Source organism: Moraxella sp. CTOTU47915, assembly GCF_031986685.1.
Taxonomy (GTDB): domain Bacteria; phylum Pseudomonadota; class Gammaproteobacteria; order Pseudomonadales; family Moraxellaceae; genus Faucicola; species Faucicola tetraodonis.
This window is the reverse complement of record NZ_DAMAAE010000003.1, coordinates 19158-44107: the sequence shown is the minus strand read 5'-3', so window position 1 is coordinate 44107 and position 24950 is coordinate 19158. Positions and strand designations below refer to the sequence as shown.

Here is a 24950-nt window from a genome sequence, read left to right as displayed (position 1 = left end):
TTCTGCATTTCATCCGAATTTTTATACAACTTAAGTTTAATAATTTAGCAAAATGTGATTTAAAAATTGCTATGGATTGCCCCATTACCTTTCATCGGTATAATTCATCATTTTGTCATATAACCTGACTACACTACCGTCACCGACGGACGATGGTTTATCGATTTTCTCAATAGGATGACGCAATTTGGGAAATTGAGATAAACCATCGTTTTTATTTTGTGTTAACGGCTGCTGTTAGAGTTTGTAAGCTTTTTTACTTGGGGCTAAGCGATGCAATAGGTCATTTAATTAGCCAATCAATTTGCCAACAGATAAGTGACAATGATGAATTTTTCCAACCTTACCACACGTTTGCTATGCGTATTATTGCTGGTTTTTTTGGTGTTTTTGGCGATGGTGTATTGGATTATTGACCAGCAAGCCAAGCCTAACGTCGCCAAACTGACCTCTCAGACTATCATTGAAACTGGCAATGAGGCGGTGAATGGTATTTTGTCGCGTGTGAGTCAAATTGATGGCATGGCAGTGACAGCGAGCCGTATGACCGGCAGTTTGCCCAAGAATGCCGATATCATCAACACCAGTGTTGGCAATTTAATGGCAAATATGGATAAAGGCATTGTCGGTGGCGGTGTGTGGTACGACCCTTTAATGTACAAACCTAACGTCGATGAAGCCGCGTTTGTTTGGCAACGCGATATGCAGGGTGTCATGCAATCTGCCAGTCAATATCAAGCCATCAATCCTGGCTATCAAGCACCAGCCAAACTTACCGCAAATCGGGTAGCCGACCAAAAAACCCAACCACAGCTTGCCATGCCCTATTACCGTGATTGGTGGTATGTGCCCGCCGTGTATGCCAATCATGACCACTGTGTGTGGAGCCGTGCTTATATTCACCCGGCAACCAAACAGCCCGTCATGACCTGTGCCAAGGCGATTTTTAATGCGCAAAACAATGGCTTTGAAGGGGTGGTGAGTTTTGATGTGCTGCTCGGGCGTATGCAGTCGATGGTCAAAGAATGGCAGCGCAAAACAGGCGGTTATGTGTTTTTGGTCGATATGAACAACAACTTTTTGACTTTCCCCAATGAAGCCCAAGTCAAACAAGTGACTGCTAGTAACCCGCAAGGCGAGATGATTGATGTCAATAGTTTTGCCAAGAAAAACCCTGATTTTGCCCCCATTGCCAAAAGCTTAGACAACATCAATGACAACATCATCAAACAAGCGCAAAAAATAGACGGTGGTAAATTTGATTTTACGACCAATACGCTAGTGAGTAGTACCAACCTACAAAAAATCTCTCCCTCAGAAGCACGCATCATTTCAGCCATGCTAATGACCCAAAGCGGGCAAAATGAAAATCTCAACGCCACCCATTTTGTCGAACAAGTCAGCTTAGACAACGATTTATTGCTCAAAACCCCTTCCACAGCGTTTATTTTTGCCATGCCGATGACCAATTGGAAAATGGTCATCGTCAAACCCAATCAAGAACTGATGTTATTTGCCAATCAGTTAGGTAAACAGCTGCAATGGTATATGTTATTGGGTTTCTTACCGGTACTGCTATTAAGTGGTTATATTTTCCACCGTATTTTGGCGGTACCGCTGCACCAAGTCGCTCGTAACGTCCGTGAAATCGGTCAGTTGATTGCACAAAAAAAATATCTGTCACTCAGTGATCACAAATTGCCACCGGCAAACATTCAAGAAATTGGCGTGATTACTGACTCGATGAACCAGCTGGTTGATCGGGTGGTCGAGAACGAAGGCGCATTAGCACAAGTCAATGAACGCTTAGAGCAGCAAGTGGCAGAGCGTACCGAAAACTTGCACCAAGCATTAAAAGATTTAAAAGCCTCTCAAGTGCAGTTAGTACAATCAGAGAAAATGGCAACCATCGGTCAAATGGTCGCAGGTGTTGCCCATGAAGTGAACACGCCATTGGGCTATGTGGGTAGTAACTTAGAGTTGATTGATGAAAATATCGTACGTTATGACGAATTGATTGACCATACCCAGCAGCTCAAACAACTGATGCAAGCGTCGCCGACTGATACAGCAACCATCAATCAAACGATTGAACAAACCATTGCTTGCAGTGATGAATTGGTCGCCGATGCGGTGAGTGATGATTTGCATGGATTGGTGGATGATGCCAAATTTGGGGTTAGCCAAATCTCAGAATTGGTCGTCAATTTACGTGATTTTTCTCGCATCGACCAAGCCAAAATCAAAGCCGTCGATATCAACGACTGTATCAAAAACTCCCTAGTCATTGCCCGTAACAATATCAAACATTTAGAGGTGATAACTGAGTTAACTGCTATCGAACCGGTTAGTTGTAACCCATCCCAGATTAACCAAGTGCTGCTAAACCTATTTAATAACGCAGCACAAGCGATGGGGCAAACTCAGCACCCTACATTACACATTACTAGCACAGAAGACGGCGCCAATGTGTATATCAGCGTGGCGGACAACGGTACTGGGATGAGCGCTGAGACCCAAGCCAAGATTTTTGAACCATTCTTTACCACCAAAGCGGCAGGCGAAGGTACGGGACTGGGTCTTGCCATTTCGACCCAAATCATGGAACAGCATAACGGCGATATTCATGTGCAATCACAACTTGGCGAAGGCACGACATTTACCATCAGATTGCCCAAAACAGCGATTAGCAGCGAGCAATCACCCAAGCTTTTAATCGCAGAAGAAAGCTAATACTAATGCTAATGTTAGATAACCAATAACCGATGGCTGACAGGCAATCTGCTCAGCCATACACGAGCCACACTTGATTGTGGTCAATCTTAATTGTAGTCAACCTTGATTTTAGTCAACATACCTAAGTGACATGACCATGATAACGACTGTAACCAAACCCAAAATCGCCTTTATCGATGATGAAGACCGCATTCTACGCAGCCTAAAAATGCATTTTCGCGCCACCCATGATGTGTTTACCACTACCGAGCCCGATGAGCTACTAAGCTATGTGCAAAATAACGAGGTCCAAGTGGTGATTAGCGACCAACGCATGCCAAAAAAACTGGGTGTCGAAGTACTAAAAGATATCAAAGACGTATCACCCCATACTATCCGCATCTTATTGACCGGCTATGCAGACTTAACTGCGGTAATTGACTCCATCAACGAAGGAGAGATTTTTCGCTACATCACCAAACCTTGGCAGACGGATGAGCTTAAAAATATCGTCAACCAAGCCACCCAAATCGCGCTGCAAACCAAAGATGTATTCAAAGAAAATCTACAGGCCACTCAGCCAACCATCGCCAAACGCAAAGTGTTGGTGATCGATGACAGTGAGATGGTATATTTACAGATGCAGCAAAAATTCACCCAGTTTGAAACGCACTGGGCAAATTCATTAGAAAAAGCGATTGAGTTACTTGAAAATGACCGTTTTGGCGTGGCAATCACCGATGTGTCCTTGGGTGGCGAGAACATTTCACCCGTGATCTATGCGTTAAAACAAAGTTTTCCAGATTTAGCGGTATTGGTACTCACCTCACTCAACGATAGCCACACCTTAATCGACTTGATCAATAAAGGGCAAGTATATCGCTACCTGCCGCGTCCCAGTAATTTGTTGTTACTCGAAATCAGTATTCAGCGCGCTTATGATTATCACGAAACCTTAGTCAATCAACCAAAATTACAAGCGCGACATGTCGTTGATGCGGTCACTGAAGTTGAAACGCGTAGTTTTGGTAATAAAGTCAAAAAATTCTTATCACGCTTTGGTATTGGTAAATCGCGCTTTGCCTAGCTTAAAATCTAGTGGGTAAGATAACAGGTTCAAAGCGTCGCATTTGAGCCGTCTCAATCAATGAATGTTAGCCATAAAAAAACCGCCCAGAGTCACGACTTAGGCGGTTTTTTGAACGGTTTTTAATAGCCGATGATTAAGCTGTTTGCTCGTACACTGGGTGTTTGGCGCAAATTGCTTGGACTTTTTCACGCACTTCGCCGATAACTTTTTCGTCACCGCGGCTATCGAGCACATCACAAATCCAGCCAGCCAATTCTTTTACTTCTGCTTCACCAAACCCACGGGTAGTGACTGCGGGCGTACCAATACGCACTCCTGACGTCACAAACGGTGATTTAGGGTCATTTGGTACCGCGTTTTTGTTGACGGTGATGTGGGCATCGCCCAACCATTTATCCGCTTCTTTACCGGTGATTTCTTGTTTGATTAAGCTAATCAGCATTAAGTGATTTTCTGTGCCGCCTGAGACGATGTCATAACCACGCGACATGATGACGTCTGCCATGGCTTTGGCATTTTTAACCACTTGTTGTTGGTAGGCTTTGAAATCATCGCTTAACGCTTCTTTAAAACACACCGCTTTACCTGCAATCGCATGCATTAATGGACCACCTTGGTTGCCAGGGAACACAGCAGAGTTGAGTTTTTTCTCAATCTCTGGGTTGGCTTTTGCCAAGATTAAGCCGGAACGTGGACCGCGTAGGGTTTTGTGGGTGGTGGTGGTAGTAACGTCAGCGATTTGCACAGGGCTTGGATAAACACCTGCAGCAACCAGTCCGGCTACGTGCGCCATGTCGACCATCAAGTATGCGCCAACGCTGTCTGCGATGTCACGGAATTTTTGCCAATCAACCACTTGGCTATAAGCAGAAAAACCCGCGATAATCATTTTGGGTTGGTGCTCTTTGGCTAGGCGTTCGACTTCATCATAGTCGATAATGCCCGTTTCTTTGTTTAAGCCATATTGTACGGCTTTATAGTTGATACCAGAGAAGTTTACATGCGCACCATGCGTCAAGTGACCGCCATCAGCAAGGCTCATGCCAAGTACCGTGTCACCCGCTTTTAATAAGGCTAAAAATACCGCGCTGTTGGCTTGGCTACCCGCGTGTGGCTGAACGTTGGCATAGTCTGCGCCAAACAATTCTTTGGCACGGTCAATCGCTAATTGCTCAACCACATCAACATATTCACAGCCACCGTAATAACGTTTGCCTGGATAGCCTTCGGCGTATTTATTGGTCAATTGGCTACCTTGCGCTTCCATCACCGCTGGTGAACAGTAGTTTTCTGAGGCAATCAGTTCAATATGGTCTTCTTGACGTTTGGCTTCATTGTCCATCGCTTGGGCAAGTTCAGCGTCAAACTGGTGAATAGTGACATTTTTAAACATGGCAATTTCCTTTTAAGTGAGTCAAAAAATGGGCGGATAAAACCGAAAATATGGCTTAGTTTAGCATGGTTTGGTTGTTTGGGTTAGCATAATCCACAGGTTTGGCTGAATTTGTCTCATCATTCGCCTGCGATTTTTGAGGTTATTTATCAAGCATTGGGCTAACCAAAGCGGCTCAAAAAATCGTTCGATACTGCGATTAACACGATATTAAAAAGTCACCGTAAAAAAGACAGCCGCTGCGACTGTCGATTTTTGGTTGGCTGTGTTTATTTTGCTATATTTTTTAGCGATGTTTTTTAGCGATGTTTATTTGGTTATGTTTTTTGGCCGGGTAAAATTAGTGCAAGGCACAGTGGTTTTTGTACTTATCCTTCTCGTTTGTCAGTGCTGACATGAATCATGCCGTTTTCTTCTTCACCCATAAGGCTATTTTCAAACGCAGGTAAAAAGGTTTCACTAATCAAAAAATTTCTGCCCTGCCATTGGTAAAGGGTGGTGCGTCGCCAGCCTTGCGCTGTCACATCAATCCAGCGGTTGGTCATCGTGGCGCCATGCCGACGAAACAGTATATAGCCAATCGGTGTTGTGCCCAGATTCGCCAGTTTTCGCGCATTACCAATGAGACTGGCAAACGGAAATACGGACCGCGCCGCCACCCACGCATCTTGATTAGGCTTGCCAAATAATAAGGCTTCGCGTACCCATGCCGATTGCCTCATACCAAGCGGTAACTGCAATTGGCTCTTTTCGCTCAAAGACAAGGTTTGCCGCCCTTCAAACGTCGGCTGTACGATGAGTTTATGCTGAGATAAGGCTTCAAATTTGGCGGTGAGCGACCCTGTTGACGTCAGCCAAGGGATGAGTTTCGGCGGTATCTGCTGTTTATGTGCCGCGCTCAAATGGGCGCCAGCCAAGTTTAGGTTTAGGTTTAGACCAACATTTATCATTATATTTTCAAAAACTCATTATCGGGTATTGTGCCTTGCGCGGCAACATCGCCAAAAAATTGGCTTTTATAGGTGTCATTAAAAGGTAACGCGGTCATCGCATCGGCTTGGTACGCCAATATAGCGTGCTGTTCGTCTTGGCAAAACTGGGCAATGGCAGGGGCAAACACCTTGTCGTAGACACAGTGTAGCGAATGAGTCAACACCGGATAAAAGCCGCGAATCAACTTGTGCTCCCCTTGGGTACCAGGGTCAAAGTAGCGAAGGCCATGCTTGATAGCAAATTCAATGCCTTGGTAATAACACAGCTCAAAATGTAAACAATCATATTCTTCTAGGCAGCCCCAATAGCGACCATATAACGTGCTGACAGCGGCATTGTCATCGAAAAAAAACAAACTACAAGCCACGATATCACCATGCGCGTTATGCGCTTGAGCGAGCATCAGCTTGTCTGCCATAGTCTGCCCAAGCTGCTTAAAAAATGCCAAGTTCAAATACGGCTGCCGCCCTCTCACCAGATAGGTCATGGCATAGCATTGATAAAACACCGCCCAATCCGCCTCGGTGATATCGTCACCAAGTTTAATCTGACAGCTTAGATTTTGTTTGAGCACCTTTTGGCGTTCAACCTTAATTGACTTGCGTTTTTTGGCAGTTAATGTTGCCAAAAACTCATCAAAATTGGCGCATTTTTTATCCTGTAGATTGCGATTTTGCCATAAAAACTGACAGCTTAGCCGCTCGCAAAGATTGGGCACATTTTGCAACGCTTGGACATTTTTTGGGGAGAAAAACAGTCCGTGCCAAGTGGATGCTTGATAGCGACTTGCCAATTCATCCATCGCTTGCAGCAAGGTCTGATACAGTGGCGCGGTTAATGACTTGCCTTGTGCCACCCAAATCCGTTCGCCGGTGACGGGGGTAAAGGGCACGCTTGTCACCAATCTTGGATAATAATTTCTACCATAGCGCTCAAAGGCTTCTGCCCAGCTAAAATCAAACACATATTCGCCTTGGTGATGCTTTTTGATAAACACGGGCATCACAGCAATCAGTTGAGCACTGTCATCGACAATCTGCACATACTGCACCCACCAGTCGCTGCGCCAGCCAATCAGCTTTGCATCTATCAGCGCTTGCCAAAAATCAAAGTGCATAAAGGGCGTATCAGGCGTCTGCCACTTTGTCTGTGAGCGCCAGTCAAACTCAGTGGTAAATTGATAGTGATAGGACATATGTTAGTATTATTGTAGTTTTATGAACCGATTATTATACCTTGTTTTTAGCCAAAAATACGGGCTTATCCTTTTACGCAATCTGGCACAATTTGGCACAATTTTGCAAAATATGTATGGCGTTGCGCGGTATGGTTTATAACGGTGACTTTGTTGCAATAACCAAATTGCAATAGCCAAAATTAGCGTTTACACTGAGTCACTTATCTGCTAGATGCGCTTTAAGCTTTTTTCACTCACTTGTCATCCTCTACCATGCCGACACTGATTTTATTTAACAAACCTTATGGCGTACTCAGCCAATTTCGCAGCGATGATAATAACAACTTTGCGACGCTCAGCGATTATTTTAGCGACAAAAGCCTACGCGTGGCGGGGCGATTAGATGCCACTTCCGAAGGATTGCTACTGCTAACCGCTGATGGACAAGTCAATAAAGCCTTGACCCATCCACCCAAAGCCAATGCAGGCAAACAACAAGGCAAAACCTACTGGATACAGGTGGAAGGCGATGCAAGCGATGCCCAGTTACAACAACTACAAACAGGGGTGCCACTCAAAGACGGTATCACCTTACCTGCCGAAGTTGTACGGCTAAGCGAAACACAAATTGCCGAGCATATTTGGCAAGCGCCGGACAAGATTGCCAAACGCAAAGTCACCACGTGGCTCGCCATTACTATTTTTGAAGGTAAAAATCGTCAAGTACGTCGCATGGCGGCCCATGTGGGACTGCCTTGTCTTCGGCTGATTCGCATGGCATCAAGTGGCTTTAGTTTGGGAAATTTAGAGGTTGGCGCATCCACACAAATACATTTATCACCTGCCGATTTAAAGCGACTGGGTGTCCAACCTTTATCCGCAGCAACCACAAAGCCACAATCGCGCAAAAAACCTCGCCTGTTAACGCCTAAATCGCCACAATCAAAGCACCCAACAAGCCGACACAGACAGCCCTGAGTGAACAGCCGTGAGCAGACAACCGTAAGGAAACCGCTATGAGAAAACAGCCATGATCGGTTACATCTATCGTTTTTTTCAAAGCCGCCCTCGTCTACTGTTAGGGTTTGCCACCATGGTGGTGGTGTATTTTGGGTTATCGACGCTGGTTGGCCTATTGCCCAAAGATTGGACGTTTGCGGTAGCCTACGATAAATTGAAGTTTGTGACGCAATTTTTGCTGGCTTGGAATATCGGAATTTGGGTATATTTATTGGCTATTTTTCGGATGATGTATAAAGCCGATCAACATGCAATTTTGGATAAAGCCCATGCTGAAGACGAAGGCACGGTGTTAATGCTGATTTTGGTTTTTGTCACAGCGATTGTCAGTATGCTAGCGATTGTCGTAGAGTTGGGCACGAGCAAGGACGCCAAAGGTGCTTTGATGCTGTTTCATATCGCGCTCACCGCCATGACGATTTTGACGGCCTGGCTGTTTATTCATACCATGTTTGCTATTCATTACACCCACGAGTATTTCTTGCTTAAAGAAGAAAAAAACACAGAAATGCTAGATTTTCCTAACGATGACGACCCCGCCTACTGGGATTTTTTATATTTTTCCTACATCATTGGCACATCTGGTCAAACAGCGGATGTCGCCTTCAACACCCAGCAAAGTCGAATCATCGGTACCATTCATTGTGTGTTATCATTTTTCTTTAATACCGCAATTTTAGCCTCATTAATCAATATGTCAGCGGGTCTAATCGGTTAAAGTTAAATAAGTCAGCTAAATGAGTCAGCCCAATACAGCTAAATGAGTCGGTCAATTCAAGTGAATACATCGTCAAAATCGCTTGCTGTATGAGTTATACTATCTTCGCTTGTGGTCCTCGTCTTAACATAAAGTGATAGGACTGTCATATCCCACTACGCTAATATCTCGCTACTTTATAACTAGGAAATTGTATGATCGCACAATATTTGATGGTCGATAACGCCCTGCTCGAGCAACTGCAAAATGCCACTGATACAGCGCGAACCGCGTTACTTGAAAGCATGAGTGAGCAGCCTCAAGCACAATTGGTAGATTTGGGCAAACTGTGGGACATCATCCATTTTGTGTTAACCAAACACAGTGCCACCGAGCCTGTACCTGATGAGCCTGTCAGCGAGTTTGTGGTGGGTGTGGAAACTTTTAGTGACAGTGAAGATGCCGATTTTATTGCTTTTACCCCGTGGGCACATATTGTCGAAATCGTTGATGTACTAGAACAAATTAACTTTAAAAAACGCTTAGAAAAAGTTTCGATGAAGTCACTACGTGAGCAAGCTATTTTTCCACCCAATATTTGGCAAGACAAAAAGGAAAACTTGGATAAAGAATTGCTGGCTTCATATAATGAGTTATTGGGGTTTTATAATGACGCCTTAGACAATGGCAATAATATTGTGGTGAGTATTTTATAACGCCGATATAGTCCTTTTTTCATTTTTTGAACCAAAAAAGCACCTTATAAAAGGTGCTTTTTTTATCAATGCGCGGATGAAAATATCATCTAGCTTGACTTGATTAGTTAACTGACTGGTTAGTTAACCGATTGCGGTGCAAGGATAATCATCTCTACACGGCGGTTTGGTTCATAGCTTGAGCCAAATTGTGTTGTCGCACCGCGACCAATAGCGCTGATACGGTTACCAGAGATGCCACGATTGACTAAGTAATTAGCGACTGCTGATGCACGGCGTTGTGATAACGCTTGGTTTCTATTTGCATCACCTTCCACTGAGGCGTAACCATTTACTTGAATGTTAGTTTGGTTATAGTCACGTAGTGTGGTAGCTACTTTGTCTAACGTATTATAGAAGTTAGGTAGAATAGTAGAATCACCAACGCGGAAAGTTATCGCTTCTGGGATAGACAAGTTAATGTTATTAGTCACTGGGTCACGTGTTACCGTCACGCCAGAACCTGCGGTTTCTGCACGAAGTTTAGCTTCTTGTTGCTGCATGTAGTAACCAACACCAGCACCTAGTACACCACCGATTGCCGCATCACGACCGGTTTTTTCACCGCCCGTTGCCTTTGAGACACCCGCACCTGCGGCTGCCCCTAATAGACCACCAATAAGCGCTTTATTGTCGGTAATGCCTGTTGTTGTCGTACCAGTTGGCGTTGTTGCACAACCTGTTAAGATAACACCTGATGCTAAAGTAGCTGCTAATAATTTAGTACGCATGAGTAATCTCCTTTGAATTCCTCTAGTTATAATTACTTAGTTATAATTACTTAGTTATAATTGTCACGCACCAACTTGTTGTTTTTATCTCATTTGCCAGATAAACCTGACAACACTCAGTTGCTTTGTGATTGAGCTCATTATGCAATAAACTTTTCCTTTATATGTAATGATTTGTCTTAAGGATGTTGTAGGATGGCATAATTTGTTACAAAATATTTTCAAGTATTCATTATTTATATTATTTATTCTTATATATTAAATGCTTTGTGATTTTGTTGAAAACTATGCTGCATAGTCAACCTATCATCTACAGATTATTCAATAACTTGTTAATTTTTAATAAAAATTTTTGACAATTAACTTTACTGGGATTTATAGCGTAGCATCGTTAAACTCGAAAGATTTGTGCTTGCCAGTGTATAAAAATTTATTAGTGAACATTTTTGACGTTTGCTAAACTAACACTTATTTTTACAATTAACGAAGCCAAATTAATGAAGCCAAGTATTTTTTCTTATGTCTCATTCAAATAAGCTTTTTTGAATAAGCTTTGTGGGAGCCAAATATGACAAATAACAATAAACCATCATTGCTCAAAAACACGTTCAACAAACTGCGTAAAACATCATTACCTTTGGCGCAAAACGCCAGCTTAGCGGTGGCGGCAGGCACCATTACCGGCAATTCAGTGCTGTTTAGTCTACCGCTTTGGGCGATGGGCGCGGTAAAAACATTAACGGGTCATACATTGGCAGATAAATCCGTGTTAAAAATAGCCAATCACTGGATCAATACCAACAATCGTTTGATTGACAACATCCTGCCCGATATTGATTTTCGCGTCAACCTGCCTGATGACTTATCGGTCGATGGCAAATATATTTTGCTGAGTAATCACCAATCTTGGGTCGATACCACTGTCATTCAATATATCAGTGAAAACCGACTGCCATTAACGCGATTTTTTGCCAAATACGAGCTACTGTATATCCCAATTGTGGGACAAGCGTTTTATTTTTTAGACTTTCCGATGATGAAACGCTACTCGAAGGCAGCGATTGCTAAAAATCCAGCGCTAGAAGACCGCGATATCATCGAAGCCAAACGCGCTTGTCAAAACTTACTCGACAAGCCTTTTACCTTACTTAACTTTATCGAAGGCACGCGGTTTACCCAAAAAAAACATGACTTGCAACAATCACCGTATCAACATTTGCTAAAACCCAAAGCGGGCGGCATTGCGCTTGCATTGGGTGCGTTAGGTGACGATTTAGACGCGGTGCTTGACATGACGATTGTGTATCCTGACGGTATTCCTACCTATCAGGATTTGTGGCAAGGTAATATCAAACGCATCGGGGTGGATATTCAAAAAATTGCATTGCCAGATGATTTGCTACAGCGGCTCATGGATGGAAAATACCAACAGGATGAACAAACCAAAATAGATATGTACCGTTGGCTTGATGATGTGTGGCAGCAAAAAGATCAACGTATCCAAGCCATGCTCGATGATTTTACCCGTCATCCCTAGCAACACATTATTAGCGACACATGACTAATGACATATCACTAGTGACACTGCTAGTTAAAATCTCAGGTGAGTCATGCAAGGTATGACTTACCTGCCTTGTCCTCATTCACATTTTTTGCGGTATTGACCCCATTTTGAGCACTTTTTTATGCCAACTGCTAATTTAGACCCAAAATCCAGCCCAACGCCAAGCTCGAATATTAGCCAACCGCTCGCTGCTCACCCTGCCAAACCCAGTCGTTGGCAGTTAGCCTACGATACCATCATGATGATTGCCATTGTGTTGGACTTGCTGCTCATGGGGTTTGACACTTTGATGCTAAGTAGCTTTATGGCAAAAATAGCAAGTTGGATGGGGTTTGTTGACAGTATCGTCAGTTATCAGCAAGGATGGCACGAGCCGCTCAAAGTGGCAGGGGGTCTGTTTACCATCTTTTTGGTAGCAGAGCTTGTGGTTCGCTGGTTGATTGCCATCGTCCAAAAACGCCATTACCGCTGGTTTTTCTTTCCATTCGTGCATTGGTATGAAGTGTTGGGCTGTGCACCGCAGCTGCGCGCATTGCGACTGCTGCGCGTTGGCGTGATTGGTTATCGTCTGCATGAACTGGGCTACAAAGTTTTGCCCGCCAGTTGGCTTGCGACGATCAAATTTTATTATCAAATGATTATGGAAGAGATTTCTGATCGGGTGATTTTAACTGCGATTGACAATATCCGCACCGAAATAAGCAACACCGATGGGCATTTGGTCAAAAACATCATCGACAAGCATCGGGATGACATCCAAAAGGTCATTGTCGAAGTGCTGCAGCAAGAGGCCACACCGTTATTACAATCCACGCCCGCCAATCCTGCCATCTTTGCCAAACCTTTGGCAGAACAAGTTGGCATTGCCATTCAGCAAGCGCTAACCGATACGCCCGAGTTGCACCGCATATTACGATTGATACCGATTGCAGGTAGTCTAATAGAAAACCAAATGCACAGCATCGGGCAACACATTGGGGAAAATCTGACATTAAGCTTGACCACCAACCTTACCAAACCGCAAACGCTCACGCTGATGTATGAAGAAATCGCCAAAAGCTTGGTGCAAATTGATGTCACTAGCCCTGCGCTAGAAAAATTAGTTAGCGATATTATTGATGATAGTTTGACGTCACTTGCCAACCAAGTTCGCATTCAACAATGGAAGCACCAAATACGCTGATTCAATCCACCAATTTGGCTAGCAGCTAACGGCTGTACAACGCTTTTTTTATCGCCCTATTACGGCTTTGGTTGCCAAACAATAAATAGCGCGGTGAATGGTTGTTGTTTTAAATAATACTTGCTAATATGCGGTATGAATCGATTTTGATGTATAAAAAGTTATTATAAAAAGGTTTTTCATGACACAGCCCGCTGCCCTTGACTTGACCCAAGATAGTTCATCACAAAACTTACAAAACCTTAACGTATCCGAGCAGGATTCACCGCAAAGTCAGCAGCCAGCCAACCCATTACCTACCGACCCTGTAGCCACTAGCGTGAAACTTACGGGCAGGCTACTGAACTTTACCCGCCTAAATATTGAAGGCAATGATATCAAAGTAATTTTGACAAAGATTGCACAAAAGCTAGGTCGTCAACGCCAGTCCAACTTACCAGTGATTGTCAGCTGTCAACAGCCATTAAATTTAGCCCAGCTTTGGGGCGGCTTATGGGTACTAGGGTTACAGCCGATTGGGTTGGTCACAGGCGCCAATGATACCCAAGCCAATCAGCTTCGCATTGCCATTTTTCCAGCAGATGGGCAGCGCATTGATGGCAAAGTACCAAAAAATGTGGCGACGGGTAGTGAGCAAAAATCAGACAGTACAGCCAATACTCCATCCTCTCAGCACGTTGCGCAGTCCCCTAACCAATCACCCGCATCCGACAGTCAAGCGACTCAGCGACAAAGCCAAACCGCCAGTGATATCGTAACCAATAAAACCGCAAGCCATGAGACCACAAGTAATGATACTGGAGCTGCACCTGAAAAATTTGTCGCCTCACCGCATCACCAATCGCAGCTTGAAGGCGATTTGGTGCATAATCAAATGTTGCGCTCAGGTCAAAGTATCAACCACGTTGGTGGCGACGTGATTTTGACCAAAGGCATTAATGCCGGCGCGGAAGCGATTACCGATTATAGCCTACACGTGTATGGCAAAGCCGAAGGGCGATTGGTGGCAGGGGCGACGGGCGATACCAATGCCAAAATATTCTGTTTGCGTTTTAACCCCTCACTGGTGTCAGTTGCGGGGACTTATTGCCTAAAAGAAAATATTCCTACTGAGTATTTGGATAAAGCGGTACAAGTCAGCTACTTGGATGGACAAGGCTTGGTGTTTGAGTTGATGGAATAACAATCACCTAAACAACCACTTGTACCACAATCTATGCAAAAATCGTCAATCTCTCGATTAACTTCGAAAAGTTTTTTATGCTAAACTAGTCCAATTAACCAAATTTAGGCTAACTAAAATTTAAGTCTTAATTTTTAACGATTTACGTTAATTTATATCCATATTTTTCAAACCAGTTTAGCGTGAATGTGTGTATGGCTTGAATGATTCAATACCGCCTCACTGACACCGTGCTATGAATAGGAGTATGCCAAAGTGGCAAAAATTGTTGTTGTAACTTCAGGAAAAGGCGGGGTAGGTAAAACCACCACCAGTGCCTCTTTCGCTACGGGTCTCGCCGTTCGCGGCTTTAAAACTGTGGTGATTGACTTTGACGTGGGTCTTAGAAACCTTGACCTCATTATGGGCTGCGAAAACCGTATCGTGTATGACTTTGTTGATGTTATCTCAGGGAACGCGCGCCTGTCACAAGCATTGGTAAAAGACAAACAACTCAATAACTTGTTTATCTTACCTGCCAGCCAAACGCGCGACAAAGACGCCTTGACAGACGAAGGAGTCGCGGAAGTCATTAATGAGTTAGCCAAACAATTTGACTACATCGTGTGTGACTCGCCCGCCGGTATCGAGCGCGGTGCCCAGCTTGCTATGTACCATGCCGATGAAGCCATCATTGTGACCAACCCAGAAATCTCATCGGTGCGTGACTCAGACCGTATCATTGGTATTTTGCAAAGCCGTACCAAAAAAGTTGAAGAAGGTACAGGTGTGGTACGTGAGCACTTGGTCATCAACCGCTACAACGCTGAGCGTGCAGAGCGCGGTGAGATGATGGATATTAATAGCATCTCTAATGACATCCTAAAAGTGCCACTACTTGGCGTGATTCCTGAAAGCAATAGCGTACTTGAGGCATCAAACCAAGGTGTGCCTGTGGTGCTAGATCAAAATTCAAAAGCCGGTCAAACTTATGATGACATGGTCGCTCGTTTCTTGGGGGAAGAACGTCCCTATCGCCATATCGAGGTGAAGAAGAAAAGTTTCCTACAACGCTGGTTTGGAGGTTAGGCTATGGGATTTTGGAGTAATTTATTTGGCGGTGAGCAAAAGTCAAACAGTGCCAATACTGCCGCAGAGCGCCTAAAGGTCATCGTTGCCAGCGAAAACCGCTTGCACAATCGGTTAACCCCAGAGCGTATCGAAAAAATGAAACGTGAGATTTTGGCAGTGGTCAATACCTACGTATCAGGTGTCAACATTGATGACGTCAATATTCAACATCACAATGAAGCAAACATGGAAGTGCTGGAGATGAATATCAGCTTGCCTGATAGTACACGCCAATAATTCATGTTGCGCTTAATCTAGGCTGCATTTAAAAAATTGTGACTAAAAAGCCCATGATGACATGGGCTTTTTTATACTATGGGCTGACTTAGCGCATACGGCGAATCAAATGGTCTTTTTGGATAAATTGGTGATACAGCGCGCCGATGATGTGCAAGGCCGTGAACACCAGCAGCAACGTCCACAACAGATTTTTATGAATTTTTTCTAACGTGCCTGACAAATCACTGTTTTCACTGACAAAGGCTGGGATATCAAACAGCCCAAACATACTCACCCCTTCCCCATCAAACATAACAGAAAACCAGCCCGCCAAAGGCATGGCAAGTAAAATCAAGTACAGTGCCAAATGCGTTAAATGCGATAGTTTATTTTGCCATTTTGGCATCGGCACATCGGCAGGTGCTTTGGTGACAAAACGATTGATAATCCGACCTACTGTCCAAAATAACACACTGAGTCCAAACGCTTTATGCAAATCAAAATAGGTAAAGTCAGTTGCATCTTCATTCAGCTCAATCATTGCCCAAGTCGCAATCAACAATACCACACTAATCCAATGGAAAATACGTGACGATAGCGACCATTTGTTGATACCGTGTGGGGCAATCGGCTGTGGCGCTTCATTTGCAGGAAATAATGCCATAATGGATTTTACCTTATCATGATTTGTTTTGGGTTATTCTAGCAATGTTTGGGCAAAATAAAAGTAACAGACTGTTGGCAAAATAGCACAAAGGCGGACTGCGTCTAACTATCTAAATCCACCAAGAAATGCGATAGCTTGTCCAAATCTGGCACCACACATAGCTCACCTGCCAACATGACTGGCTGAAAAATATAGTCCTGCTGTAAGCTATAGTCTGCCAAATTCGGTGCGCGTGAGCGCTCGACGACCTCATCATCTGGCGCGTTTAAGGCGGCTAATAAGTCAGGGTAGTGAGTCGCTAATTCAGCTTGGTAAGTCGCGTCATCAGCGTCTTTGAGATCAGCAATACGCACAGAATGAAAAGTCACTTCGCCATGAATCTGCAAGGCAATCCGATGGATATCGGTGACGCTTTCTAACACCACTAAGTGGGTGGGCTGCTCATCTTTTGGCAACAAGTGATACACCGGCACTTCTTGACCGCGCCAAATATAATTCCAAATGCGCTCATCATAGTTATCAATGCTCAAAATCAAGGCTTGCGGCACAATCCAGTCAGGCGAACTGCTAGAAGGAATTCGAGCAATGGTTAATTGACCTGTGGTGATACTTAGGACGCCTACATCTTCATTTTGCTTAAAGTAACGGTTTAACTCGTTTGCCATGGCTTGCTCATTTTAGTGATTAATAAGAAATTTAGCGGTCGCTACCAGCCTATAGCATTAGCCACACAAGGCGATTAGCTGCTCAGCTAACTGCTTAGGGGTGCCAACAAAAGTAACTTGATTGCTTTCAATCATGCTTTGTGGCTGACTGGCGCAGGTGCTGCTATCAGGGGTTTGTGCCCAAATAATACTGCCATTTTTTTTGACCGTCGCTGCCGCATCACTACCATCATTGCCCATACCGGAGAACACGATAGTGATTAAGTTGTTGCCAAACGCTTCGCTGCAATTACGCATGACCTCACTGATTGGGGGTTTGTAACTGCCTTGCCAAGGTTTGCGCTGCAAAATTACCCGTCCATTGGAATCACACACCACGCTGTGGTCAATCGGTAAAATCAAACAACGCCCTGACAATAATTTTTGGGTATTGGTCACTATGTCACAGCGCCACTCGTTGTGACGATTTAAAATTCTTGGCAAGGTGTTGAGCATATTTTGGTTGAAGTGCTGCGCTAGTAACAGGGATACTGGCAAATCTTCGGGCAAATTATCTAAAAATTCCTTAATGGCGAGCGGTCCGCCCATTGATGCTGCGAGCAATACCACATATTTCCACGGTTTGATTTCACGCTTGGCAGCCTCATAGTGCGCTAGCAAATCGCTACGTTCTAGCATTATAGCGATTTTTCGCTTGAGTTGGCGTTGCCATTTGGCATATAACAGACTTTCATTGATATAAGGTGCCGTGACAAAGCCCAGTAATACAATCTTAGTCAAATTGACATTCAGCTGTTTTTCAACATTTTGAATGACTGCGTAATCATCTTGGGTATCGACTAGCCATACATCCACTTTTTGCTGAAAATGTTTTTCGGTCAGCTGTGACGCTACCAAGCATTCCACGATTTCAAATCCCCAAGAACGAATGGTATCGCTAAAGGCAAGCCGTTGCTGATTTTCCTCAGCAACGATAAAAAATCGCAGCGGCGGTGAGTGCTTTGACAGCATGAATGATTGTATCCTTTACATGGTCGGCTTAGTCAGTTTTTGCTTGTTGGGTAAAGCGCGCTAACGTGTCTAACAGCATTTGTTCTTGGAATGGTTTACCCATGTATTCATTCACCCCGATATCAAACGCGCGTTCACGGTGTTTTTCACCGGTACGCGATGTAATCATGACAATAGGAATATGCTGGAGCCGTGAATTATGGCGAATATGGTTGGCGACTTCAAAGCCGTCCATACGTGGCATCTCAATATCCAATACAATGACTTCCGGTAGCATTTCTTGCAGTTTTTCTAGCGCATCAATACCATCCGTTGCCACTTGGGCATCATAGCCGTGACGTTCTAGTAAGCGCGAGGTGACTTTACGTACGGTTACTGAGTCATCCACAATTAGTACCACGGGTTTGTGCGCTTGTTTGACCGACTTATTGGCTTTTTGCTGCTCGACTTTGGCGATATTGCTGACATTACGCATCAATGCCACCAAGTCAAGAATGAGCATAACCGAACCATCCCCCATGATGGTAGCAGCCGAAATTCCATCAATATGTGAGAGCTGACGACCAAGCGGTTTGACAACCACTTCAATACGAGAGCCTGCAATCATATCGACTTGCAGCGCCATGCGCTGACCTAAGTCAGTACGAATAATAATCACTGGTACACTGCTTGACTGGTGTGCTAGTGCATCTACCGGGTCGCTACCGTATAAAATCTGATTAAGATAGCGCAGACGATAGGCTTGTCCATCGATATTGATAGTATCGGCATTCGTGGTATAAAAATTAGCAATCGCATCGATATTGACCCGCATCACACGTTCAATTTGCACCAATGGTACAGCAAAGTATTTATCCCCTGCCCTAACCATTAAGGCATCAGACACCGCAACCGTCAATGGTAAACGCATGGTAAAGCGTGAGCCTCTGCCACTTTCAGAGTCGACGGTGACTACACCACCCAGCTGCTTGACCTCACTTTGTACCACATCCATACCGACACCACGGCCTGAGATTTGTGATACGGATTTGGCGGTGGACAGACCTGCGTTAAAGATATACTGCATGATATCAAGTGTTTTTAGACTGGTATCTTTAGCAGAAATCAAGCCTTGCTCAATCGCTTTTTGGCGTACGGCATTGACATTAATACCGCGCCCATCATCGATTAAATTGATAACGATTTCACCACCTTCACGCAGCACTTCAAGCGTGATTAAGCCTGTTCTTGATTTACCACTTTCAATACGTTCTTGCGATTTTTCAATACCATGGTCAACGGCGTTACGTAGCATATGCTCAAGCGGCGAGGTAATACGCTCAAGGATATTACGGTCAATTTCACCTTCATCGTTTAGGATTCGCAGTTCAACAGATTTACCCAGTTCGGTTGCTATTTGACGGACGACCCGTTGCAGACGTGGCGTGATACGCGAGAATGGCACAGTACGTGAATCCATCAACCCCTCTTGCAAATCGGACTGGGTGCGTGATAACTGCAGTAGCAAGTTTTCGGTTTCACGGGTTTTATCGAGCATGGTCGTTTTGATGTCTAACAAGTCCGATGCTGATTCCGAGAGCGATTTTGACAATTGGTTGAGCGATGAATATTGGTCCATCTCTAACGGGTCAAAGTCACTTTCTAACGCATGCTCATCACCAATTTGTGACAAGATTTGAATCTCAAGCTCTGTTTCCATACGGCGTAGCTGATCTGCTAGACGCTGTACAGTTTCGCCCATCTCTTCGATATTGTTCGATAGACTTGATATACCCATCTCGATTCGCGAGCGGTTAATCGCGGACTCACCTGATAGGTTAATCATGCGCTCCATAGCACTTGCAGAAATCCTAAGTGTCTCAGCATGAAGGTTCGATTGATCTTGCTCAGATTCAAAGTTACCCGTCATCAGCGGCATGACGCTTAGGTCGCGCTGTTTGACTTCTAACGTGTTTTGTCCCAAACTACTGCGATAGATATCAATTTGCTCAATTTGGCTGGTGAGGTTAGCATTGGGGATTTCTTTTAAGCTATCAGGTTTTCGCGAGAATTGTTGCAGCGCAGCAACCAACGCCACAGGCGTTTGTGGGTTAAATTTATTCTCTAATACATAAATCGCATTTGCTAACCAGTCATGACACACCGCCAATAGGTTGCCAATCATACGCGTCGCAGGTTTGCGGCGGCTGCCTAGCTCTTCGTAGATGGTTTCCATTTCGTGAGCCAACGTGGCAATCCCTTCAGCTCCGACCATTCTTGCGCCACCTTTGATGGTGTGCAATTCACGTTGCAAGGCTTGTAAGGCTGCAAGATCACTGTTATTACTACGGAATTCTTGTAGATGCTGGCTGCTGCTATCGATCAGTTCTTTGGCTTCTTCAAGATAAATTTTTAAGATATCTTCGTCAGGCTCTTGACCTTTCCAAGTCTCTAAACGACGCCCTTCAAAGTTATTAATAATTTCTTCGATGTAGAGTGGGTCATTTTTTGCAATCGCGCTATCACCCTCTTGGGCAAGTTGTTTTTGCTCCATCAACTCTTCAGGATTGGCTTCAACAATCATCGGCACTGCAAATACCAAGTCTCGACTTTGCACTGTACCAGCGATAACCTCATCAATTTGCTGGGCAAAATCTGTGGCTTCAAAAGAGCGACTAAATTGTCGAACTTGCTTGAGCTGCGAGGCAATGGTTTCATGCAGCTTTTGCACCAATGAAGCGGTATCGGCATCACTCGCTAAAATACCTTTATCAATGGCATCATACACTTGCTCACCACGTAGCGCCATCTCGGCAATACTCGTTACCCCGAGTAGCTCTGCACCCCCTTTTAACATGTGCATATAATTAGCTAGTTCTTTGGTGACCGCTAAATTGCTAAGGTTATTGAGCCATTGGTCGTAGTAATTTTGCACGTCGGGCTGAATGGTTTGCACTTCATCCAAGAAAATTTGCAATAGTTCATCATCTGTAGCAACTGGTTGGTACTCGATAGCATCCATCTCGGCTTGGTACTGATTTTTTGCCAATAATTTTCTTAAGGTTTCAATCGCCTCTTCATCGATATTGACGCGCAGGCCTGCTGCAATGGCGTCAAACATATTGATGAGCTGATTATGTAAGCCCATTAAGGCATCATAAATGGCTTCATTTTTGGCAAATTGCGGATAATCAGTCAGTTTTTTATAGGCAAACTGTAAGGTGCTTGGAATGATAAAATAGCTCAAACCTTCAGACGCCTGCGCAAGCCTTGCTGCCTGTTGTTCAAGCTGCTGGGCATAGGCAATAACTTGTTCATTCTCGCCAGCAAACTTAGCTTGCGCTTGCTGATCGGCAGCGAGTAAGTCATCAATCCCAAGCGCTATCAAATCTTTGACAGTCAGTTTTGTGCTTTCATAAGATTCGGCATTAGCATCTGTTAGACGCTCAATCAAGTCAGCAACAATGTCAGTGTTATCTTCCACAACCGTCACATCATGATGGATTTTATGCTTATCAATATAGGTTTGCAGCAGATCTTTGGCCTCTTGCAGGGTCAATAACTGGCTGGCGGTGAGCGGCATTTCATTATGTAATAAGTCGCCCAGTGCTTCTTCTACCGCAGCGCTTAAGCGATAAACATTGTCGAGTTCAATCAGCGCTGCGCCACCACGCAAGGTATGAAATGCCCGTAATATGGCATCAGGCACATGCGTTGCAGGCTCACCCAAATGCTGGGTGATAAAGTTATCAATATTGACCAATAACTCGTCTGCTTCTTCAATAAATACGTCATCAGCGACATCCATTTCACTACTGATGTCACTAATGCCACTGACATCCTGTAGCGCTTGCGTTTGTGCGGTGGCGTTAGTAGACGAAAGCGCCGCATCAGTGTGTGGCGCACTTGAGTGTGACGCACTTGGCGAAGCTGCTGCCTGTCCCGCGAAAGCGGATAAGGCTTGATGATAGCTAAAGCTGTCGCCATGTTTTTTGGCATAGCTATTAGCGACGGCTTGCCATAATTGAATCACTGCGGGATAATCTGTACGATTTTGGGCAAAAATCGTGATGAGCCCGCCAAATGCCTCAATGACATCACCAACTAGACGTAAAACCCCCTCGTCTACTGTTATGGTATGATCAAGCACGCGATTGAGCATGTTTTCAATCGACCAGGCAAGCTCGCCTAGCTGATTGGCGCCAACCATACGACCTGAGCCTTTTAAGGTATGAAAACCTCGGCGGATTTCTTTTAAGGTATCAAAATCATTGGGCTTAGCTTGCCAAGCTTGGTTAAGCGGTGCAATTGTCTCAATCACTTCATTGGCTTCTTCGATGTAGATTTCTTGAATATCGGGATCGCTGACTGCATCTGTAATCGTCGTTAGCTGCTCATATTCGCGAGCCACCACTTCAGGTAAGGCATAAATATCCCCTGTGGTTGATGGCGCAGTGTCGCTCGCAGCTTCATTGCCTTGAGCCACATTATCACTGTCTTTAGCCACACTAGCACTGACTGGTACAAGGCTATTTAAGCCATTGGTTTCTGGCAGACCTGTGTTAATCGGCTGCTGCTGTAATAGATTAGTCGCTTGCAACACGGTAACCGCAGGGTCAATACTTGGTGCCCGCTGCTGCTGAAAATCTTCAACCAGTGTCGGCAGTTTGCGATGGGTATCTTTGATAAAGCCCACTAACGCATCACTAACCGCTAAAGTACCATCTAGCACACGGTTGAGCATGTTTTCTACTGCCCAACACATCTCACCAATTTGATGAGCGCCCACCATACGACCTGAGCCTTTTAAGGTATGAAAACCTCGGCGGATATCTTTGAGCGCGACTAATTCATGGGTATCCACTTCCCATACGGGAATTTGCTCACCCAACTCAGCGAGGACTTCTTGCGCCTCTTCAATGAAAATATCTCGGATATCTTCATCCATACTATAGTCATCATCTTTGAGGGCTTGCCTTGCAGCCGCCAGCGCTTGCGATTCTTGCACGCCAGTCGTTTGCATCATAGGCGTTTGCGTGACAGGCGTTTGCGTGGTAGCCATTTGCGTGTTAGGCGCTTCTGCAGCAGTAGCTAGCACTTGTGCTGGTGATTCAATATCACTGGCAATACGTTCGCCTTCATCATCGTAAATCACCGTATCTCTGCCAAAGTGCTTGGTGGGTGCTACCACTTCAGCGGCGGTTAATGGCGTTTCGATTAAGCGATTAAGCAATAAATTGGCGCGGTTAAGCTGTGTTTGGGTTTCATCCAAAAATTCTTCATTGACAGACTGATTGGATAAATAATCCAAAAATAGCTCAAAGCGGGCAATCATGTCGGCGATGGCATCACTGGCTTCCCAGCTTAATACCTGTACCGAATTTTTATGGATACGGCTAAATAATAAGCGAATTTGTTCGACCAATTCTTTGGGACGTGTTAAGCCTAATGCCCCAAAAACTTGAATGGTGGCAATCAATTCTTCATTGGCTGTTAACTTATTTAAATCACGGGTTTGGATATATTGATTAAACGACCGCTTGATATGTTCAACATGCACGCGCGTTTGCCGCACCGCTTCATTTTGCGGATTGCTGGCATAGGCAAAATGCTGTAAGCCAATTTGGCTATCAAGGGTTTCAACCGTTGACAACAACTGGCTATAAAAATCTTGCAGCTGGCGTTCTACCTGCCAAGTCAGTGATGACGCCATAAAAGTATCTTGCGTCATCAAGCGCACATCATCGATAATTTGCGCCATTTGGTTTTCATAAAACACCCAACCGCGATTTGCCAAACTGTTTTTGACCGATTCAAGCAGCGGCAAAATAGTGAGCGGCTCATGCACTTGATGAATAATTCTTTCAAGTTTTTCTAATACTTGACTAAATAGATTATCAAGCGTGTCACTACTATTGATATCCAAGCTTGATAACAGGGCTTTAGCGTCATGCGATTTGTGGGTTAACGCATTGAGCGCTAATAACACATCAACCCCCAAACGAGACACGGTAATATCAGGGGTGAGAGTCAAATCATGCGTCAGCACCAATGACAGACTATTTAATAGCGAAGCATAAGCGGTTGGCGCAGGCTGCTCATTAAGGGTTAGGTTATTGCACCACACTGCGACCAACTGCCAAAATTGACGCCAAGCAGGGTAGATGGCAGCTTGGGATAAATAGCCAGCAACCTTGGTCAGTGCATCTAAATGTTTGCTGTCGTTGGTCGCGTTTTGTAGTAGTTGCAAACTGGTATAACGCCAAACTTTGAGTAACTCATCGGCTTGGGCACTGTCCCATGGGTGTTTGATGTCTGGCGTGGCTAATTGGCTTAAAAATAATAAAGCATTGTCTGTGACAGGTGGGATGGGCTCATAAGTTGATGCTATGCCAAGCAGCTGCTCAAAATAAGCGATTCGGTCATTGACCCAATCGGTATGAATCTGCTGTTTAGCTTGTACTTGTTCAATGTCAAATTGCAACAACCTCACCGCATGGCTGATTTGACTAAAATACTGCGGGGATAAAGTCTCTTGCTGAATGGCGATAGTGGTTTTATCAAGCGTTTTCGCCAGTTTTGATAAGGCAGGCTGGTTGGCAAGCGCGAGCGCACCGGTGATTTGGTGCAAATGTTGACCGATTAACTGCCACGCTGGCTGCGCGTCATGTCGTTGTAGCAACTGGTTAAGCTCACCAAATACGTCTTTTAAAACAGGCATCAACCAGTCTAAGGCGATCAAATTACGTTGTTTACTCATACCATATTCCTAGGACAACGACTGTCAAAAACGATGAC

18 protein-coding genes are annotated in these 24950 nt (G+C 44.5%); 10 read left to right on the top strand and 8 right to left on the bottom strand.

The window, feature by feature from the left end:
• Positions 1 to 327 precede the first annotated feature (327 nt).
• Together RTL34_RS03520 and RTL34_RS03515 are read left to right on the top strand one after the other, a co-directional pair.
• A complete protein-coding gene (locus RTL34_RS03520) occupies positions 328 to 2733 on the top strand; it encodes a sensor histidine kinase (RefSeq protein WP_312114636.1) in 2406 nt (801 codons plus the stop codon).
• A 139-nt stretch (positions 2734 to 2872) separates the two neighbouring features.
• Positions 2873 to 3802, top strand: coding sequence for a response regulator (locus RTL34_RS03515; RefSeq protein WP_216635196.1), 930 nt, complete (start codon positions 2873 to 2875; stop codon positions 3800 to 3802).
• 136 nt (positions 3803 to 3938) lie between these two features.
• Here RTL34_RS03515 and glyA read toward each other — a convergent pair whose 3' ends face one another.
• The 3 genes from glyA to RTL34_RS03500 form a co-directional block, all read right to left on the bottom strand.
• Complete coding sequence (gene glyA / locus RTL34_RS03510; RefSeq protein WP_312114634.1) at positions 3939 to 5198, bottom strand: serine hydroxymethyltransferase; 1260 nt, start codon at positions 5196 to 5198, stop codon at positions 3939 to 3941.
• Between the two features lie 368 nt (positions 5199 to 5566).
• Positions 5567 to 6148, bottom strand: a complete 582-nt coding sequence (locus RTL34_RS03505) for a chorismate--pyruvate lyase family protein (protein ID WP_312114632.1) — start codon at positions 6146 to 6148, stop codon at positions 5567 to 5569.
• A complete protein-coding gene (locus RTL34_RS03500) occupies positions 6148 to 7386 on the bottom strand; it encodes a GNAT family N-acetyltransferase (protein WP_312114630.1) in 1239 nt (412 codons plus the stop codon). The genes RTL34_RS03505 and RTL34_RS03500 overlap by 1 nt, the downstream gene beginning before the upstream one ends.
• Positions 7387 to 7626: 240 nt before the next feature.
• Here RTL34_RS03500 and RTL34_RS03495 point away from each other — a divergent pair, with 240 nt between their 5' ends.
• The 3 genes from RTL34_RS03495 to RTL34_RS03485 all read left to right on the top strand — a co-directional run bounded on the left by RTL34_RS03495 (position 7627) and on the right by RTL34_RS03485 (position 9801).
• On the top strand, positions 7627 to 8346 hold the full coding sequence (locus RTL34_RS03495; protein ID WP_309592900.1) for a pseudouridine synthase: 720 nt from the start codon (positions 7627 to 7629) through the stop codon (positions 8344 to 8346).
• A gap of 52 nt (positions 8347 to 8398) precedes the next feature.
• Complete coding sequence (locus tag RTL34_RS03490) at positions 8399 to 9106, top strand: DUF1345 domain-containing protein (protein WP_099833424.1); 708 nt, start codon at positions 8399 to 8401, stop codon at positions 9104 to 9106.
• A gap of 194 nt (positions 9107 to 9300) precedes the next feature.
• On the top strand, positions 9301 to 9801 hold the full coding sequence (locus tag RTL34_RS03485; RefSeq protein ID WP_312114626.1) for a YfbM family protein: 501 nt from the start codon (positions 9301 to 9303) through the stop codon (positions 9799 to 9801).
• A 119-nt stretch (positions 9802 to 9920) separates the two neighbouring features.
• On the opposite strand, the gene RTL34_RS03480 is transcribed toward RTL34_RS03485, so the two are convergent.
• Positions 9921 to 10571 carry an OmpA family protein gene (locus RTL34_RS03480; protein ID WP_007115417.1) on the bottom strand — a complete coding sequence of 217 codons (651 nt, stop codon included), beginning with the start codon at positions 10569 to 10571 and terminating at the stop codon, positions 9921 to 9923.
• A 568-nt stretch (positions 10572 to 11139) separates the two neighbouring features.
• Here RTL34_RS03480 and RTL34_RS03475 point away from each other — a divergent pair.
• From RTL34_RS03475 to minE, 5 genes are all read left to right on the top strand, one after another.
• Positions 11140 to 12108, top strand: a complete 969-nt coding sequence (locus RTL34_RS03475; RefSeq protein WP_007115416.1) for an acyltransferase — start codon at positions 11140 to 11142, stop codon at positions 12106 to 12108.
• 148 nt (positions 12109 to 12256) lie between these two features.
• Positions 12257 to 13318 carry a hypothetical protein gene (locus RTL34_RS03470; protein ID WP_312114624.1) on the top strand — a complete coding sequence of 354 codons (1062 nt, stop codon included), beginning with the start codon at positions 12257 to 12259 and terminating at the stop codon, positions 13316 to 13318.
• 181 nt (positions 13319 to 13499) lie between these two features.
• A complete protein-coding gene (gene minC / locus RTL34_RS03465) occupies positions 13500 to 14501 on the top strand; it encodes a septum site-determining protein MinC (RefSeq protein WP_312114622.1) in 1002 nt (333 codons plus the stop codon).
• Positions 14502 to 14756: 255 nt separating this feature from the next.
• Positions 14757 to 15569 (top strand): septum site-determining protein MinD, encoded by an 813-nt coding sequence (minD, locus tag RTL34_RS03460; RefSeq protein ID WP_062332529.1) that lies wholly within the window; start codon positions 14757 to 14759, stop codon positions 15567 to 15569.
• A 3-nt stretch (positions 15570 to 15572) separates the two neighbouring features.
• Positions 15573 to 15848 (top strand): cell division topological specificity factor MinE, encoded by a 276-nt coding sequence (minE, locus tag RTL34_RS03455; RefSeq protein ID WP_007115412.1) that lies wholly within the window; start codon positions 15573 to 15575, stop codon positions 15846 to 15848.
• An 88-nt stretch (positions 15849 to 15936) separates the two neighbouring features.
• Here minE and RTL34_RS03450 read toward each other — a convergent pair whose 3' ends face one another.
• The 4 genes from RTL34_RS03450 to RTL34_RS03435 all read right to left on the bottom strand — a co-directional run bounded on the left by RTL34_RS03450 (position 15937) and on the right by RTL34_RS03435 (position 24912).
• Positions 15937 to 16494 (bottom strand): cytochrome b, encoded by a 558-nt coding sequence (locus tag RTL34_RS03450; protein WP_062332532.1) that lies wholly within the window; start codon positions 16492 to 16494, stop codon positions 15937 to 15939.
• Positions 16495 to 16598: 104 nt separating this feature from the next.
• Positions 16599 to 17162 (bottom strand): hypothetical protein, encoded by a 564-nt coding sequence (locus tag RTL34_RS03445; RefSeq protein ID WP_312114617.1) that lies wholly within the window; start codon positions 17160 to 17162, stop codon positions 16599 to 16601.
• 57 nt (positions 17163 to 17219) lie between these two features.
• The gene (locus tag RTL34_RS03440) at positions 17220 to 18173 is read right to left on the bottom strand and encodes a chemotaxis protein CheB (protein WP_312114615.1); all 954 of its coding nucleotides are present in this window, start codon (positions 18171 to 18173) and stop codon (positions 17220 to 17222) included.
• Positions 18174 to 18201: 28 nt separating this feature from the next.
• Complete coding sequence (locus RTL34_RS03435; protein WP_312114613.1) at positions 18202 to 24912, bottom strand: Hpt domain-containing protein; 6711 nt, start codon at positions 24910 to 24912, stop codon at positions 18202 to 18204.
• Positions 24913 to 24950: the final 38 nt, after the last annotated feature.

What these genes read in the sequence shown, in the direction of transcription:
- RTL34_RS03445 (WP_312114617.1), bottom strand. Translation starts at nt 17,162, where the DNA reads ATGGCAAACGAGTTAAACCGTTACTTTAAGCAAAATGAAGATGTAGGC.
- RTL34_RS03500 (WP_312114630.1), bottom strand. Translation starts at nt 7,386, where the DNA reads ATGTCCTATCACTATCAATTTACCACTGAGTTTGACTGGCGCTCACAG.
- RTL34_RS03505 (WP_312114632.1), bottom strand. Translation starts at nt 6,148, where the DNA reads ATGATAAATGTTGGTCTAAACCTAAACCTAAACTTGGCTGGCGCCCAT.
- RTL34_RS03440 (WP_312114615.1), bottom strand. Translation starts at nt 18,173, where the DNA reads ATGCTGTCAAAGCACTCACCGCCGCTGCGATTTTTTATCGTTGCTGAG.
- RTL34_RS03435 (WP_312114613.1), bottom strand. Translation starts at nt 24,912, where the DNA reads ATGAGTAAACAACGTAATTTGATCGCCTTAGACTGGTTGATGCCTGTT.
- RTL34_RS03515 (WP_216635196.1), top strand. Translation starts at nt 2,873, where the DNA reads ATGATAACGACTGTAACCAAACCCAAAATCGCCTTTATCGATGATGAA.
- RTL34_RS03490 (WP_099833424.1), top strand. Translation starts at nt 8,399, where the DNA reads ATGATCGGTTACATCTATCGTTTTTTTCAAAGCCGCCCTCGTCTACTG.
- RTL34_RS03480 (WP_007115417.1), bottom strand. Translation starts at nt 10,571, where the DNA reads ATGCGTACTAAATTATTAGCAGCTACTTTAGCATCAGGTGTTATCTTA.
- minC (WP_312114622.1), top strand. Translation starts at nt 13,500, where the DNA reads ATGACACAGCCCGCTGCCCTTGACTTGACCCAAGATAGTTCATCACAA.
- minE (WP_007115412.1), top strand. Translation starts at nt 15,573, where the DNA reads ATGGGATTTTGGAGTAATTTATTTGGCGGTGAGCAAAAGTCAAACAGT.
- RTL34_RS03485 (WP_312114626.1), top strand. Translation starts at nt 9,301, where the DNA reads ATGATCGCACAATATTTGATGGTCGATAACGCCCTGCTCGAGCAACTG.
- RTL34_RS03475 (WP_007115416.1), top strand. Translation starts at nt 11,140, where the DNA reads ATGACAAATAACAATAAACCATCATTGCTCAAAAACACGTTCAACAAA.
- RTL34_RS03470 (WP_312114624.1), top strand. Translation starts at nt 12,257, where the DNA reads ATGCCAACTGCTAATTTAGACCCAAAATCCAGCCCAACGCCAAGCTCG.
- RTL34_RS03520 (WP_312114636.1), top strand. Translation starts at nt 328, where the DNA reads ATGAATTTTTCCAACCTTACCACACGTTTGCTATGCGTATTATTGCTG.
- glyA (WP_312114634.1), bottom strand. Translation starts at nt 5,198, where the DNA reads ATGTTTAAAAATGTCACTATTCACCAGTTTGACGCTGAACTTGCCCAA.
- RTL34_RS03450 (WP_062332532.1), bottom strand. Translation starts at nt 16,494, where the DNA reads ATGGCATTATTTCCTGCAAATGAAGCGCCACAGCCGATTGCCCCACAC.